Origin of the sequence: Nucisporomicrobium flavum, from assembly GCF_016464385.1 — a bacterium.
Classification (GTDB): Bacteria; Actinomycetota; Actinomycetes; order Mycobacteriales; family Micromonosporaceae; genus Actinoplanes; species Actinoplanes flavus_A.
Genome location: NZ_JADMLH010000006.1, coordinates 95,254 through 109,714 on the forward strand (window position 1 = coordinate 95,254; position 14,461 = coordinate 109,714).

Sequence of the window (14,461 nt, forward strand, 5' to 3'; positions counted from 1 at the left end):
CGCCTACCGTCGAATCTCGACATCCCGCGCTCCCACCCAATTCCGGAAGGACGAAATAGATGAGGAAAACGCTCGGGCGGCGTCTCGCCGTCAGATGGGCCGCCGCCGTCCAGGTGACCCTTCTCGCTGTTCTCGGCACCGTCGTCACCACCGGCGGCACCGCGGCTGCGGTCACCGCCCCCGGCACCGTTCTGCTCTCCACCAGCGCCACCCTTCCGCCGGAATTGGCGCCACTGGCCACCGGAAAACGCATTTCCTACGTGACCACGAACGTCTCCGGCGTCGCCACCGTGGCGACCGGCCTGGTCCTCACCCCGAAGACTGGCAAGAAGAACCGCACGGTCGCCTGGGGCCACGGCACCACCGGCCTGGCCGACAAGTGCGCCCCGTCGGCCAGCCAGGCCGTCTTCTGGCCGGAGGCGCGGGCCGCCATCGCCGCGCTGCTCCAGAAGGGCTGGACGGTGGCCGCCCCTGACTACCCCGGCCTGGGCACCCCGGAGAACCACCCGTACCTGGTCGGCAACAGCGAGGGCCGGTCGATCATCGACAGCGTCAAGGCCGCCCGGAACCTGGACCCGGCCCTGACCACCGACTACGCCGTCGACGGGCACTCGCAGGGCGGGCAGGGCGCGCTCTTCGCCGGGCAGCTGGCACCGTCGTACGACGGCTCGCTCGTGCTGCGCGGCGTGGCGACGATCGCGCCGGCGTCCAACCTCGACCTGATCGCCCCGGACATCCCGGGCACGGCGGGCCAGGGTTACCTCGTCATGGCCATGTACGGCATCAACGCGGTCGAGCCCACCTTCAACCCGAACGCCTACCTGGCCACTCCCGCCAAGCAGAAGTCCAGCGTGCTGCAGAGCGGCTGCCTCAACGAGATCCTCGCCGCGTACGCTCCGCTCGCCCCGGACCAGCTCGTGCCCGGCGGCGTCGTCCCGCAGCCCGTGATCACGAAGCTCGCCCAGTACGGCAACCCGGGCGGCACGGCACCGAGCGCGCCGATCCTCATCGTGCAGGGCACCGAGGACGAGGCCGTCCCGTACGTGATCACGGCCGGCCCGCTGATGGACAAGCTCACCCAGTACCGCCAGCCCGTCGAGCTCATCACCCTCGAGGGTGAGACCCACGACGGCGCGGTGTTCGCCTCGGTGAACACGGTGGCCGACTGGATCGCCGAGCGCTTCGCCTGACCGGCCCCACGACGTCCCGCGCCCCCCGGGACCGGCGGCACCCCACGCGACCACCCCCGCGTGGGGTGCCGCCGTCTGTCACCGCAGACCGGCGGCCTGATCCATGAGGTGGCCCAGCACCTCGGGCCCGGCCGTACGCAGACCGTCGTGCTGGTGCTCGCTGGTGACCCAGGTGCGCACGTTGCCCACCGCCCGCGCGGTCCGCAGCGAGAGCCCGGCGTCGACGTACAGGTCGTCGGCGTACACCGCCGCGTGCACCGGGACCTCGTTGGCTGCCAGGCGGCCGAGGTCGTAGAGCGGCGGCCAGTCGTCCGCGGCCGCGAGCAGGTCGGCCGCGCCGGCGAACGGGCGCAGCGCGGCGATCTGCCGGAACATCCACGGGTACATCATCTCGCCGGTGAGCAGCAGTGGGTCGGCGTCCGCGGCGAACTCCGGGTGGTCGCCGAGCGCCCGGTGCGCGGCCCAGGCGGTGGGGGTCGCGCCCTGGCCGTACGTGAACTCCTGCAGCGCCGCCAGCGGCGTGTCGACGAACCCGGTGAGCCGCATGACCTCGTGGCGGAAGGTGTCCGACAGCTCCTCGCCGTGCCAGGCCTCGTCGAGCAGCCAGTGCACCTGCGCGCAGCCGTAGCTCATCCCGAACACGCCGCCCAGCACGCGGAACCGGTCGACGGTGAGGCGGTCGCCGTCGGGCAGGCGCACGTCGCCGGCCGCCAGGTGGCCGGCGATCCGGCGCACCTCCGCCGCGTCCTGCGGAAACGTGCGGTAGTACTCGGCGTTCCTCGCCGCCACGCGCGGGTAGGTGCGCGCGTACACCTCGTCGGCGGTGGCGGTCAGGCCCGGCAGCCCGCCGGTGATGTAGCAGGTCCGCAGGCCCTGCGGGGCGGCCGACAGGTACGTCATCGTGATGAAGCCGCCGTAGCTCTGCCCGAGCGTGTCCCATCGCGCCCCGCCGGCGAGCCGTTCCCGCAGGATCTCCGCGTCGGCCACGATGCTGTCCGCCCGGAACAACCGCAGGTACGCGGCGAGCGCCGCATCCGGCATCCCGCGGACGGTCCGGCCGGAGATCGGCGTGCTGCGCCCGGTGCCACGCTGGTCGAGCAGCAGCACCCGGTGGGTCCGCAGGGCGTGCCCCAGCCAGCCCTCGGCCCGCAGCGGGCGCGGTCCCTTGCCGCCGGGTCCGCCCTGCAGGAACAGCAGCCACGGCAGGTCCTCGCCGGCCCGGTCGGAAGCCACGACCTCGCGCGCGAAGACGTCGATGGTGGCGCCGGCGGGGTCCCGGTGGTCCAGCGGGACGGTGACGGTGTGGTCGGTGCAGCGCAGTCCGGGAAAGGCGATCACGCGCCCCAAGCTACTGCGCCGACACGGCCGCGCGGACGGCCTCCGCGACGACGCCGACCGCTACGGCGCGTACCAGATCGAGGTCGGCCGGTGCGGCGGCCTCGCCCGTCGCGAGCGCGACCACCGCGTCACCGTCGTAGCGTGAGTGCGCCGGGTGGATCGTCCGCGCGAAGCCGGTGTGACCGCTCTGGGCGAGCAGGAAGCAGTCGGTCTTGGTGAGCGCCGCGTCGGTCAGCACCACGCCCACGGTCGTGTTCTGCATGCCGAACGCGGCGGCGGTCCGCTCGGGCGGCGCGCCGGCGGCGAACAACGGCTCCCCCGCGGCGTCGAGCACGTCGCCCCAGGCGTTGACCACGACGACGGCGGCCACCCGGGCGGGACCGGCAGCGCGCACGGCCCAGCCCACGCCGCCCGGGTCGAGCCGGTCGCGCCACCTGCCGCTCGACGCGCCCGTGCCGGCTCCGACGCGGCCCGCTCCGAACGCCTCGCCGTCCCACGCGGCGCGGGCGGCCGCCCGGCCGGCGGCGGCGTCCGGCGGGCCGGTCCGGACCGACGGGTCGAAGATGGACATGCCGACGACGATCGGGACCGGGCCGGCCGGTGTGGGGAAGCCCAGGCCGCGCTCGCGCAGCGCGCCCATGACCCCGTCGGCCGCGGCCAGGCCGAACGCCGAGCCGCCCGAGAGCACGACCGCGTCCACCCGGTCGACCAGCCGGGTCGGGTCGAGCAGGGCGAACTCGCGGGTCGCCGGGGCGCCGCCGCGGACCTCGCCGGAGGCGATCGTGCCGGGCGGCGGGAGGATGACGGTCACGCCGGTGCCGTCGCCGGTCCAGTGCCCGGCGTACGCGGAGAGCAGCTGCGGTGCGCCCATCCCCCGATCATGCCTCAGGGCTTGCGGGCCACCGCCCCGAACTCGTCGACCTCGCGCAGCTCCTCCGGCGCGGCGTCCGGGGCGGGCCGCCACCGCGAGCACGGCACCAGGCCCGGCTCCACCACCTCGAGGCCCTCCAGGAACGTCGCGAGCTGCTCGGGCGTGCGCAGGTGGTACGACAGCGGCGCGTTGGCGTTCCACACCCCGATCGCCTCCTCGAACGCCGGGCCGTCGATCACGTTGGTGCCGTCGGCGGTGACCAGGTAGCTGCCCGGCGGCAGCCCGGCCAGCAGCCGCCGCACGATCCCGGCCGCCTCGTCCAGCTCCGGGACGTGGCCGAGGATGTTCATGAGGATGAGCCCGACGGGCTGGGACAGGTCCAGCGTGCTGCGCCCGGCCAGCTCGAGGATGCGCTCCGGGTCGTGCAGGTCGGCGTCGAGATATTCGGTCGCGCCCTGCGAGGTGCCGGTCAGCAGGGCGCGGGCGTACGCGAGGACCATCGGGTCGTTGTCCACGTACACGATGCGGGCCTGGGGCAGGACGGCCTGCGCGACCTGGTGGGTGTTGTCCACGGTGGGCAGCCCGGTGCCGATGTCGAGCAGCTGGCGGATCCCCCGCTCGCCGACCAGGAACCGCACCGCGCGGGTCAGGAAGCCCCGCGAGCTGCGCGCCACCACCTCGATGTCGGGGTAGAACCGGCTGAACTCGTCGCCGACCTCCCGGTCGGCGCGGAAGTTGTCCTTGCCGCCGAGCCAGTAGTTCCACACCCGCGCGGAATGCGGCACGGTCTCGTCGATGCCGGGGTGCTGGCTGTCCACCCGTCCACCCTAGAGACAGGAGCTCATCGATGCGACCCCCGCCGGGGTGAACCCCCGGCGGCGCCGACCTCGACCGGACGCTCGAAGCAGGTCTCCAGCACCACGATCGTCTCCGTGCCGGTCACGCCGTCCACCGCGAAGATCCGGCGCAGCGTCGCCTGCAGCTCCTCGGTGGTCGCGGTGCGGACCTTCACCAGCAGCGAGGCCGCCCCGGCGACGATGTGCGCCTCCTGGATGCCGGGTATGGCCAGCAACGCCTCCCGGGTGGCGGGGTCGCCCATCCACACGCCGGCGTTGACCATGACGAACGCGCTCACGCCCCGGCCGACGGCGGCCGGGTCGATGTCCACCGTGGTACGGCGGATCACGCCCCGCTCGCGCAGCTTGCGGACCCGCTCGTGGGCGGCCCCCGGCGACAGGCCCACCGCCGCGCCCAGGGCCGCGTAGGACTGCGCCGCGTCCTCCTGGAGCGAGGCAAGCAGGGCGCGATCGACGTCGTCCACCATATGTCATTCTCCTAACACGGGCCTTGACCATACTACGTTCGGCAGGATTGGGTTCACGCCAGATGCGAGAGGAGACGGCCATGGTGGAGACCATTCCAGCGGAGTTCCAGGCCCTGGACGAGCGGTTCAGCGGCTGCGACGGCGACTTCGTGGTCGAACGGCTGCACACCGGCGCGCGCAAGAGCGAGGGGCCGGCGTACTTCCCGGCGGGGCGCTACCTCGTGTGGAGCGACATCCCCAACGACCGGCTGCTGCGCTGGGACGAGACCACCGGCGCGGTCGGCGTGTTCCGGCACGCGTCCGGCTACGCGAACGGCAACACCGTCGACCGGCAGGGGCGGCTGGTCACCTGCGAGCAGGGCAACCGGCGGGTCACCCGTACGGAGCACGACGGCACGCTCACCGTGCTGGCGGACCGGTACGACGGCAGGCGGCTCAACAGCCCCAACGACGTGGTGGTCCGCGCCGACGGGACCATCTGGTTCACCGACCCGATCTACGGCATCGCCGGGGACTACGAGGGCCACCGGGCCGAGAGCGAGCTCGGCGGCGACTGCTACGTCTTCCGCCTGGACCCGGCCACCGGCGACCTGCGCGTGGTGGCCGACGACTTCTGCCGCCCCAACGGGCTGGCCTTCTCCCCCGACGAGCGGCGGCTCTACATCGCCGACACCCGGCAGGAGCCCAGCCACATCCGCGTCTTCGACGTGACCGCCGACGGGCGCCTCCACGGCGGCGACATCTTCGCGACCTGCAACGCCGGCCGCTTCGACGGCGTCCGCGTGGACGCGGCGGGCCGGGTCTGGGCAGCGGCCTGGGACGGGGTGCACTGCTTCGCCACCGACGGCACCCTCCTCGGCAAACTGCTCCTGCCCGAACCCGCCGCCAACCTCACGTTCGGCGGCCCGAAGCTCAACCACCTGTTCATCACGGCCGGGGCCTCGGTCTACACGCTCCGGGTCACCTTCAACGGCGCCCACTACCCGCAGCCGGCCCCCGCCTGAGCCGGCGTGGTCAGCGCTGGGCGGCGTCCACCGCGGCCCGGACCTTGGCGGCGGCGGCCGGGGTGCCGGCCGGGTCGTCGAAGGTGCCGTACGGGGCGCCGTACGCCGGGGTGTCCGGCTGGACCCGCCAGCTGTCGGCCAGCGTGCCGATGTCGACCGTGTCGTAGCCGATCGCGTCGAGGAAGCCGGTGACCGCCCGCTTGGCGTCGGCGTCGTCGCCGGCGATGGTCAGCGCGGTGCGGTCCGGTGCGCCGGCGGGGCGGGCGAGCGCGCCGAGGTGGCGGAAGTAGATGTTGTTGAAGACCTTGACCACCCGGGCGCCGGCGAGGTGCTTCTGCACCAGCTCGCTGCTCGGGGCCGTGGCGGCGGCGAGCTCGGGGAAGTGCCCGTCGCGCTGCGGGTAGTAGTTCGTGGTGTCGATGACCACCTTGCCGGCCAGCGGCTCGGCGGGCGCATCCCCGTACGCCTTGAACGGCACCGTCACCACCACGATGTCGCCGGCGGCCGCGGCGTCGGCGGGGCGGCCGGCGCGGGCGTGCGGGCCGAGCTCGCCGATCAGGTCCTGCAGGGTCTCGGGTCCGCGGGAGTTGCTCAGCACCACGTCCTGGCCGGCGGCGACCGCCAGCCGTGCCACGGTGCCGCCGATGTTCCCGCTGCCGATGAATCCGATCGTCGTCATACCCGCCGCCAACCCGCGATCGGCCGCGCCGATTCCGCCGGACTCGGCAGTGTCGCGCGCGCCACGTCGGCGACCCCCGGGCCACCTGCGAGAATGGCCGATCATGGGGTGGGTGTGGGCGGCCGGTGTCGTCGTGCTGCTCGGGGCCGGTTTCGCGGTCGCCGCGGTGCCACGGCTGCGGGCGTCGGCGCTGGAGCGGCGGACGGCGTGGTCGTCCGCACGGGCCGGGATCGCGACCGCCGGGGTGAGCCGGGACGCCTGCCCCGGGCGCGTCCCGGAGGCCGAGGCGCTGCTCACCCGGGCCGAAACGATCACTGCCGGCCGGGGCGGCGTGACGGCCGCCCGGGAGGCCACCGAGCTGGCGCGGCGCGCCGATCTGCTGTGGCGGGAGGCCGCGCATGGCTGACCGCCGGCTGCGCGAGGTGGCGCGCTGGGTGGCGCTGGCCGCCGCGATCGCCGCCCTCGTCGTCTTCGTGGTCGCGCAGCGGCAGAGCGTCGACGTCAGCTACGGGCGCTCGCCGTCGCCTCCGGCCGGGGTGACCGAGGGTGCCGCCGGGGAGCTGAGCGACGCCACCGTGCCGTCCGTCGAGCAGATGACCGCCCTGGTGCGCGCCGCCGAGGTGGTCCGGCTGCCCGGTTCGGTCGCGCGGTGGGACGAGCAGCGGGTACGCGCCGCGATGGGCGCCGAGCCGATGCGGATCCTGGTGGCGCCGCCGGGTCTCGACGAGGCCGAGCGCGACCGGGTACGCGACGTCAAGGACGCCACCATCCGCGTGATCGGCACCCAGGTGACCGGCGGGGCGTACCAGGCGACCGGGGACTCCCTCGACGACTGGCGCGCCGAGTTCGCCGCCGGTGACGTGACGAACCTGCTGATCACGCTGATCGCCGGGCTGCGGGAGCAACCGCCGCCGGCCGACGTCGACCGGCTGCGGTGGCGCGAGCCGACGGCGGCCGAGCTCGAGGTGGTGGCGGCGCGGCTGCGGCGTACCGGGCTCTACACCGCGCCGGGGGCCACGCTCACGCAGGTGCCCCGGCAGGAGGCGTTCCCCGGCGGCGACGCGCTGTACGTCGCGCTGCCCCGGCAGTCCCCGGAGGCGCCGCTGCTGCGCTACGGGCCGGCGCTCACCCGGCTGTTCCCGGGCCGGCCGATCGTCGAGCTGCACGGCGACTGGATCGAGTACCACGGCCCGGATGCCGGTGACTTCGCGGAGGTCACGGCGGCCGGGTTCTACGCGCAGTTCGGTGACCGGCTCGGCCGGTACGCGTACCCGCAGGCGACCGTGCTGGGCGCGTACCTGGGGCGGGTGACGGACGTGCGGTACGCGGGGCTGTTCGACCGGCCGCTGCCGTACCGTCCGGCCGACCCGCTGCGGGTGGCGCTTCCCGTGCTGCCGTGGCTCTTCGTCGCCTGCGCCGGGGTGTTCTTCGCGCTGTCGGTGCGGTCCCTGCTGCGCCCGCTGCGCCGGCCCCGCTCGCGGCCGGAGCCCGGCCTGCCCGCGCGCCTCGCCGGGCTGACCGCGCTGGCGGTGGAGATGTCGGCGCTCACCGACCGGCGCAGCGAGGCCGCGCTGACCCGGGGCATCACCGCGCTCACCGCGGCCCGGTCGGCGCTCGACGACGACCTGCCCGACGCGCACGTCCGCGATCTGCTCGCCGGCGCCGAGGCCGACCTGGACGAGGCCGGGCGGCTGCTGCCGTACCCGGGATATCGCCCGGCCGACTACCTGCGGGAGCGGCTCGCATGAGAAGGATCCGCCGGTTCCTGGCCACCCCGTTCGGCCTCGCCGTGCTCGCCTGCCTGGCGCTGGCCGGCTGGGCGCTGTGGTCCGGCGGCGTCCTGGACGGGCCGGTCGCCCGCGACGTGCGCACCTCGTCGGTGTACGCGGCACCCGGCACCGGCCTGGACGAGGCGGCCGCCGAGCGCGTCGTCGGTAACCGCCGGCTCGTCGTGCTGCTCCTCGAGCCGGGCGCGGACCTGCGGGAGGGCTGCGACCGGGTACGCCACGCCGCGGACGGCACGCTGGTGCTGGTCCTGGCCCGTGACGGCGACGAGTACGAGCGGTACGGCTGCGCGCTGCTGCCCGGGGTCGGCGACGAGAACTTCGGGCGCGCCTTCGTCGCCGAGACGACCATCAGCCGGGGCGTCGACCAGTTCCCCGACCGGCCGCTGGAGGCGCTGAAGGTCGTCGTGGTCAATTACGACACGCTCGTGCGCTCCGGCACGGTGCCCGACGGCTCCCGCACGATCAGCCCGTCGCTGCCGCGCTACCTGGTCGCCGCGGCGGCCGTGCTGGCGGTGCTGCTCGGCTCGGCCGTCGTCTTCGCGGCCGGGCGCCGGGCCGGGCGGCTGGCCGCGGACCGCCGCAGCCGGCTGGCCGAGGCCGGCGACGCCCGCACGGCGCTGAGCGCGGCGGCGGCCGTCCTGGCGCAGCAGATCATCGACCTCGACGCCCGCGGCCCCGGGTCCGGCGCCTACCAGCGTCGATATCGGCGCCTGGTGTCCGGCTGCGCGGCGGTCCTCGGCGAGCTCGCGGCCGCCGACGAGCGGACGGCCGCGAAACTCACCGAACGGGTGGAGGCCCTCATCGCCGAGGGCCGGCGGCTGGGCGCCCCCTGATCACAGCCCCGCGGTGTCGAGGCGTTCGAGCTGCTCCGGCGTCAGCTTGACGTCCAGCGCCGGGAGGGCGTCCTCGAACTGCTGCGGCGTACGCGGGCCGATCAGCGGCAGCACCCGGGGGCTGCCCTGGTGCAGCAGCCACGCCAGCACGAGCTGGTTCGGGGTCACGCCGGTCTCGGCGGCCACCTCGGCGAGCGCCGCGATGCGCGCGTCGGAGTCGGGGCCGGCGTACGCCTCCATCGCCCAGTGCCCGCCGCGCTTGGCCGCGTCGTCGTAGACCCCCTTGAGGATCGGCGAGTACGCCACCAGCGTCTGGTCGTCGTGCTCGCGCAGGTAGTCCAGCTGCTCGGCGCCGACGATCGACGCGCTGTCCACCCCACCGCGCGGGCGCAGGTACGTGTGCTGCTGCTGCACCGCCACGGGCAGCGGCCAGCCGTTGCGCTGGCACAGCTGCCGGATGCGCTCGAGCCGCCACGTCCGGACGTTCGACCAGCCCAGGTGGCGTACCTTGCCGGCGCGGACGAAGCCGGCCAGCGTCTCGAGGGTCTCCTCCAGCGGGGTGCTCCGGTCGTCCACGTGGATGTAGTAGAGGTCCACGTGGTCGGTGCCGAGCCGCCGCAGGCTGCCGTCGAGGGCGTCACGCAACGTCTGCGCGCCCGCCCCCGCGAAGGTGCGCCGGGCCAGGTCCCAGTTCGCCTCGCCGTCGGCGTCCCACAGCTCCGGCGAGTAGTGCGGCAGAGCGCTGCCCTTGGTCGCGAGGAAGACCCGCTCCCGCCGGCCGCCCGCGCGCATCCACCGGCCGAGCAGTTCCTCGCTCTCGCCGCCGCGGCTGCCCCGCCGGGCCCACCACTCGTAGCAGTCGGCGGTGTCGATGAAGGACCCGCCCACCTCGAGATAGCGGTCCAGGATCCGGACCGAGTCGGCCTCATTCGTCGCGTTACCCATCTGCATGGCGCCGAGGGCGAGCACGCTCACCTGCTCGCCGGTGCGCCCCAGTTCCATCGTCTGCACGCAGATGACGCTAGGACCTGGAGCGCGCTCCAGGTCAACACCTTCGTGCGATGCTCCAGCCATGGATCTGCTCTTCACCGGCGGCCCGATGTTCGGTACGGACGCGAGCGCGCTGCTCGTCCGCGACGGCCGCATCCTCGCCATCGGACACGACGACGTGCGCGAGCTGGCCGGGCCGCGTACCGAGGTGGTGGACCTGCGCGGGCGGCTGCTGCTGCCGGGCTTCCAGGACGCCCACGTGCACGCCGTGTTCGGCGGGCTGGAACTGGGCCTGTGCGACCTCAGCGGCACCACCGACGTCGCCGAGTACCTGCGCCGGGTGCGAGCGTACGCGGACGGGCACCCGCTCGAGGAGTGGATCGTCGGGGGCGGATGGTCGATGGAGAGCTTCCCGGGCGGCGTACCGGGCCGGGACCTGCTCGACCGGGTGGTGCCCGACCGGCCGGTGTTCCTCATGAACCGCGATCACCACGCCGCGTGGGTGAACAGCCGGGCCCTCGACCTGGCCGGCGTCACCGCCCGTACGCCCGATCCCGCCGACGGGCGCATCGACCGCGGGCCCGGCGGCGACCCGGTGGGCGGGCTGCAGGAGGGCGCGATGGCGCTGGTCGAGGCGCTGGTCCCGGCCGCCACCCCGGCCGACCGGCTGGCCGGGCTGCTGCGGGCGCAGCGGCTGCTGCACTCGCTGGGCGTGACCGCCTGGCAGGACGCGATGCTGTGCGCCACCAACGGCTATCCCGATGTCGCGGACGCCTACCTGACCGCCGCCACGGACGGTTCGCTGGTCTCCCCCGTCGTGGGAGCGCTGTGGTGGGACCGCGAGCGCGGCGCCGAGCAGATCCCGTCGCTCGTGGACGAACGTGAGCGGTTCACGGCCGGACCGCTGCGCAGCGGCACGGTCAAGTTCATGCTCGACGGCGTCGCCGAGAACTTCACGGCCGCGATGACGGCACCGTACCGCGACGCGTGCGGGCACCCGACGGACAACAGCGGGCTGTCCTTCATCGACCCCGCCGCCCTGCCCGGCTACGTCACCGAGCTGGACCGGCTCGGCTTCCAGGCGCACTTCCACGCGCTGGGTGACAGGGCGGTGCGCACGGCCCTCGACGCGGTCGCGGCCGCCCGGGCGGCCAACGGGCCGAGCGACACCCGTCCGCACCTCGCGCACCTGCAGGTCGTTCACCCGGATGACGTACGGCGGTTCCGCCCGCTGGGCGCGACCGCGAACGTGCAGGCGCTGTGGGCCGCGCACGAGCCGCAGATGGACGAGCTGACGATCCCGTTCCTCGACCCGGAGCTGGCCGGGCGGCAGTACCCGTTCGGGGACCTGCACCGCTCGGGCGCGCGCCTGGCCGCGGGCAGCGACTGGCCGGTGAGCAGCCCCGACCCGCTGCAGGCCGTGCACGTGGCGGTGAACCGGGTGCTGCCCGGCCAGGACCGGCCGGTGTTCCTGCCGGAGCAGCGGCTGGAGCTGGCGACGGCGCTGCGGGCGTACACGTCGGGGTCGGCGTACGTGAACCATCTCGACGACAGCGGCACGCTGAGCGCGGGCAGCCGCGCGGACCTGGTGGTGCTGGACCGGGACCCGGCGGCCGGGCCGCCGCAGGAGATCGCCGCGGCCCGGGTGGCGATCACCTACGTCGCCGGGGAGCGGGTCTACTCCTCGCGCGACGCGTGAGCGTGCCGCCCCGACCGGTCCTCGTCGTCGTCCTCGTCGGCCTCGTGGGCGTCCTGCGCCGGCTCGGCCTCCTCGACGATCTCCGCCACGACGGCCGGCTCCTCCTCGTGCGGGAGCTCGCCGACGACCTGCGGCTGGTCGACCCAGAGGGCGCGCAGCTGGGTCTGCATGAAGCCGGTCAGCCGGGCGCGGTACTCGCGGTCGAAGCGCTCCAGGGCCTCGATCTGCTGCTGCAGCGCCTCGCGCCGGGCGCCGAGGCTGCCGACCACGTCGTCGTAGCGCTGCTGGGCGGCCAGGCGCAACTGGTCGGCGTTGGCCTGGGCGTCGGCGGTGATCCGGCCCGCCTCGCCGCGCGCCTCGAGCACCACCTTGGCGGCGCTGCGCTGGGCCTCCTCGGCGCGCATCTGGGCGTCGCGGGCGGTCTGCTCCGCGGCGGCCCGGGCGTCGAGCAGCACCTGCTCGGCCTCACGCCGCACGTTGTGCGCGTGCATCTGGGCCTCGCGACTGATCTCCTCGGCCGCGGCGAGCGCCTCGGTGCGGATCTTGTCGGCCTCGTGCTGGGCCCGGGCCAGGTGCTCCTCGGCGGTGCGCTGCGCCATGGTTAGCACCTGCAGCGCCTGCGCGGACGGCACCCCCTGCCCGTTGGGGTTGATCAGGGCGTGTTCCGACGTGGCGCCTTCGGGGTGGGTCCCGTTGAACATGACCTTCACGCGATCCTTCATCCGATTGTCCGTCACCGAGACCTCCTAGAACGGCGGCATGCTACCAACGGCGACGACGCATCCGCGAGCCGCAGAGAGCAACCGTTCGATCACCCGGAGCAAGCTCCATTGCCGCCGGTGAATGCGGCCGCGACCATGGCGGGCAGGCCGCTCGCGGTGCTCGAATCGCCACTGCTCATGGCGGCGACGAGGACGCCACCGCAGACACAGAGCAGAATCACGCCCACGACGGCGAGCATCGCGATGGTGAAGGCCATGCCGGGGTACTTCTGCGGCGGGGCGCCGAGCGCGCCGCGCATGAAGGCCACCATCGGGGCGCGGTATTCCAGCTCGACGGTCTGGCCGGGGTGCACGGTGACACCCAGATCGGCGACACCCACCCGGGACGGCAGCAGGTACGGCACGTGCACGTGGACGTGGTGCTGACCGGCGGGCACCGGCACGACCGTACGGCCCCACGCGTTCCCGGCCGGGTGACCGTTGACCTCCACCACCGGCTTGAACAACCCCAGCAGGAAGGCGAGCGGGTTGTACTTGAGGGTGAGCGCGACGGCTCCCCCGCCCTGCGGCGGCGGTCCCCACTGCTGCTGCGGCTGCTGGGGCTGCTGGTGGTCGTACATGGAGTGGCTCCTAACCCGAATGACGGCGCGCCGCACGATACGGCTCACGGCGCCCGCCGCGGTCGCCGGGGTTCCGTTCAACGACGCCCATCTATTACTATCCGTGTCTTCGAGATAGCTCAGCGTGTCTTGATCCCGATCGTCCGCGATGGCAGGAGCAGGCATGACAGACACCCGGCAGGCCGGTGCGGCGCGTGCGTACCCGTTCAGCGACCCCGACCGCCTCGACCTCGACCCCCTCTACGCCCAGCTGCGCCGCGAGGAACCGGTGACCCGGGTCCGGCTGCCGTTCGGCGAGGAGGCCTGGCTGGCCACCCGCCTCCAGGACGTCAAGACCGTCCTCGGCGACCTGCGGTTCAGCCGCGCCGCCGCGGTGGGGCGCGACGAGCCGCGGACCACGCCCCGGCAGATCGGCACCGGCATCCTGTCGATGGACCCGCCGGACCACAGCCGGCTGCGCCGCCTGGTCGCCAAGGCGTTCACCGCCCGCCGGGTGGAACAGCTGCGCCCGGGCACCACCGACATCGCGAACGAGCTGATCGACGCCATGGTCGCGGCGGGACCGCCGGCCGACCTGGTGGAGGCCTTCTCCACCCCGCTGCCGGTACGCGTGATCTGCCGGCTGCTGGGCGTACCGCCCGAGGACCAGCACCTGTTCCGGACGTGGTCCGAGGCGATCGTGTCCACCACGTCGCTGACGCCGGAGCGGATCGGCGAGTACATGGCGAGCCTGCACGCGTACATGGCGGGGCTGATCGCGCAGCGGCGCACGACGCCGACCGACGACCTGATCGGTGCGCTGGTGCTGGCCCGCGACAACGAGGACCGGCTGAGCGAGCAGGAGATGGTGGAGCTGGCCGCCGGGCTGCTGGCGGCCGGGCACGAGACCACGGTCACCCAGATCTCCAACTTCATGTACGTGCTGCTGACCCACCCGGCGAAGCTGGCGGAGCTGCGCCAGGACCCGGAGCGCATCCCGGGCGCCGTGGAGGAGCTGCTGCGATACGTGCCGCTGGGGGCCGCCGCTGCGTTCGCCCGCTACGCCACCGAGGACCTCGAGCTGGGCGGTGTGCGGATCCGCGCCGGCGAGCCGGTGATCCCGGCGCTGTCCGCGGCCAACCGGGACGCGTCGGTGTTCGGCGAGGCGGACGACCTGGACTTCACCCGGGAGGCGAACCCGCACGTCGGCTTCGGCCACGGCGTGCACCACTGCCTGGGCGCGCAACTGGCCCGGATGGAGCTGCAGGTGGCACTGCGGACGCTGCTCGGCCGGCTGCCGGAGCTGCGGCTGGCGGTGGACGAGAAGGATCTGCCGTGGAAGACCGGCCTGCTGGTCCGCGGCCTGCGCGAACTGCCCGTCGTCTGGTGACACACCGGCCCGGGATGCCTCCCGTCATCCGGTGA

15 protein-coding genes are annotated in these 14,461 nt (G+C 74.1%); 7 read left to right on the top strand and 8 right to left on the bottom strand.

Features of this window, described 5'->3' with window-relative positions:
• The first annotated feature begins 59 nt into the window (after window positions 1–59).
• The gene (locus tag IT780_RS16505) at window positions 60–1,190 is read left to right on the top strand and encodes an alpha/beta fold hydrolase (protein WP_199512445.1); all 1,131 of its coding nucleotides are present in this window, start codon (window positions 60–62) and stop codon (window positions 1,188–1,190) included.
• A gap of 78 nt (window positions 1,191–1,268) precedes the next feature.
• Here the strand turns inward: IT780_RS16505 and IT780_RS16510 are convergent, their stop codons facing one another.
• Genes IT780_RS16510 through IT780_RS16525 form a run of 4 tightly spaced genes read right to left on the bottom strand, consistent with a single transcriptional unit; the run spans window position 1,269 to window position 4,723 of the window.
• A complete protein-coding gene (locus tag IT780_RS16510) occupies window positions 1,269–2,528 on the bottom strand; it encodes an alpha/beta fold hydrolase (RefSeq protein WP_199512446.1) in 1,260 nt (419 codons plus the stop codon).
• 10 nt (window positions 2,529–2,538) lie between these two features.
• The gene (locus IT780_RS16515) at window positions 2,539–3,399 is read right to left on the bottom strand and encodes a P1 family peptidase (protein ID WP_199512447.1); all 861 of its coding nucleotides are present in this window, start codon (window positions 3,397–3,399) and stop codon (window positions 2,539–2,541) included.
• 14 nt (window positions 3,400–3,413) lie between these two features.
• Window positions 3,414–4,217 (bottom strand): SAM-dependent methyltransferase, encoded by an 804-nt coding sequence (locus IT780_RS16520; RefSeq protein ID WP_199512448.1) that lies wholly within the window; start codon window positions 4,215–4,217, stop codon window positions 3,414–3,416.
• A 23-nt stretch (window positions 4,218–4,240) separates the two neighbouring features.
• On the bottom strand, window positions 4,241–4,723 hold the full coding sequence (locus IT780_RS16525) for an Lrp/AsnC family transcriptional regulator (protein WP_199512449.1): 483 nt from the start codon (window positions 4,721–4,723) through the stop codon (window positions 4,241–4,243).
• A gap of 80 nt (window positions 4,724–4,803) precedes the next feature.
• Between IT780_RS16525 and IT780_RS16530 the strand changes: the two genes are divergently transcribed.
• Window positions 4,804–5,727, top strand: coding sequence for an SMP-30/gluconolactonase/LRE family protein (locus tag IT780_RS16530; protein WP_199512450.1), 924 nt, complete (start codon window positions 4,804–4,806; stop codon window positions 5,725–5,727).
• A gap of 10 nt (window positions 5,728–5,737) precedes the next feature.
• Here IT780_RS16530 and IT780_RS16535 read toward each other — a convergent pair whose 3' ends face one another.
• Window positions 5,738–6,406: an NADPH-dependent F420 reductase gene (locus IT780_RS16535; RefSeq protein WP_199512451.1), complete on the bottom strand. Its 669-nt coding sequence runs from the start codon at window positions 6,404–6,406 to the stop codon at window positions 5,738–5,740.
• Between the two features lie 103 nt (window positions 6,407–6,509).
• Here IT780_RS16535 and IT780_RS16540 point away from each other — a divergent pair, with 103 nt between their 5' ends.
• The 3 genes from IT780_RS16540 to IT780_RS16550 are packed head-to-tail and all read left to right on the top strand — an operon-like array spanning window position 6,510 to window position 9,026.
• Window positions 6,510–6,812: a DUF6403 family protein gene (locus tag IT780_RS16540; protein ID WP_199512452.1), complete on the top strand. Its 303-nt coding sequence runs from the start codon at window positions 6,510–6,512 to the stop codon at window positions 6,810–6,812.
• Window positions 6,805–8,154, top strand: a complete 1,350-nt coding sequence (locus IT780_RS16545; protein WP_199512453.1) for a hypothetical protein — start codon at window positions 6,805–6,807, stop codon at window positions 8,152–8,154. Before IT780_RS16540 ends, IT780_RS16545 begins: the two co-directional genes overlap by 8 nt.
• Window positions 8,151–9,026, top strand: a complete 876-nt coding sequence (locus IT780_RS16550) for a hypothetical protein (RefSeq protein ID WP_199512454.1) — start codon at window positions 8,151–8,153, stop codon at window positions 9,024–9,026. The genes IT780_RS16545 and IT780_RS16550 overlap by 4 nt, the downstream gene beginning before the upstream one ends.
• Here IT780_RS16550 and IT780_RS16555 read toward each other — a convergent pair whose 3' ends face one another.
• Window positions 9,027–10,028: an aldo/keto reductase gene (locus IT780_RS16555; RefSeq protein ID WP_233413005.1), complete on the bottom strand. Its 1,002-nt coding sequence runs from the start codon at window positions 10,026–10,028 to the stop codon at window positions 9,027–9,029. It abuts the gene before it with no gap.
• A 70-nt stretch (window positions 10,029–10,098) separates the two neighbouring features.
• On the opposite strand from IT780_RS16555, the gene IT780_RS16560 reads away from it, so the two are divergent.
• Window positions 10,099–11,715, top strand: coding sequence for an amidohydrolase (locus IT780_RS16560; RefSeq protein WP_199512456.1), 1,617 nt, complete (start codon window positions 10,099–10,101; stop codon window positions 11,713–11,715).
• Here the strand turns inward: IT780_RS16560 and IT780_RS16565 are convergent.
• Window positions 11,694–12,437 carry a hypothetical protein gene (locus tag IT780_RS16565; protein ID WP_199512457.1) on the bottom strand — a complete coding sequence of 248 codons (744 nt, stop codon included), beginning with the start codon at window positions 12,435–12,437 and terminating at the stop codon, window positions 11,694–11,696. The two genes, IT780_RS16560 and IT780_RS16565, sit on opposite strands and share 22 nt — an antisense overlap.
• A gap of 89 nt (window positions 12,438–12,526) precedes the next feature.
• Entirely contained in the window at window positions 12,527–13,057 is a 531-nt protein-coding gene (locus IT780_RS16570; protein ID WP_199512458.1) for a hypothetical protein, read from the bottom strand.
• 163 nt (window positions 13,058–13,220) lie between these two features.
• Here IT780_RS16570 and IT780_RS16575 point away from each other — a divergent pair, with 163 nt between their 5' ends.
• Window positions 13,221–14,426 (top strand): cytochrome P450, encoded by a 1,206-nt coding sequence (locus IT780_RS16575; protein ID WP_199512459.1) that lies wholly within the window; start codon window positions 13,221–13,223, stop codon window positions 14,424–14,426.
• The last annotated feature ends 35 nt before the right edge of the window (window positions 14,427–14,461 follow it).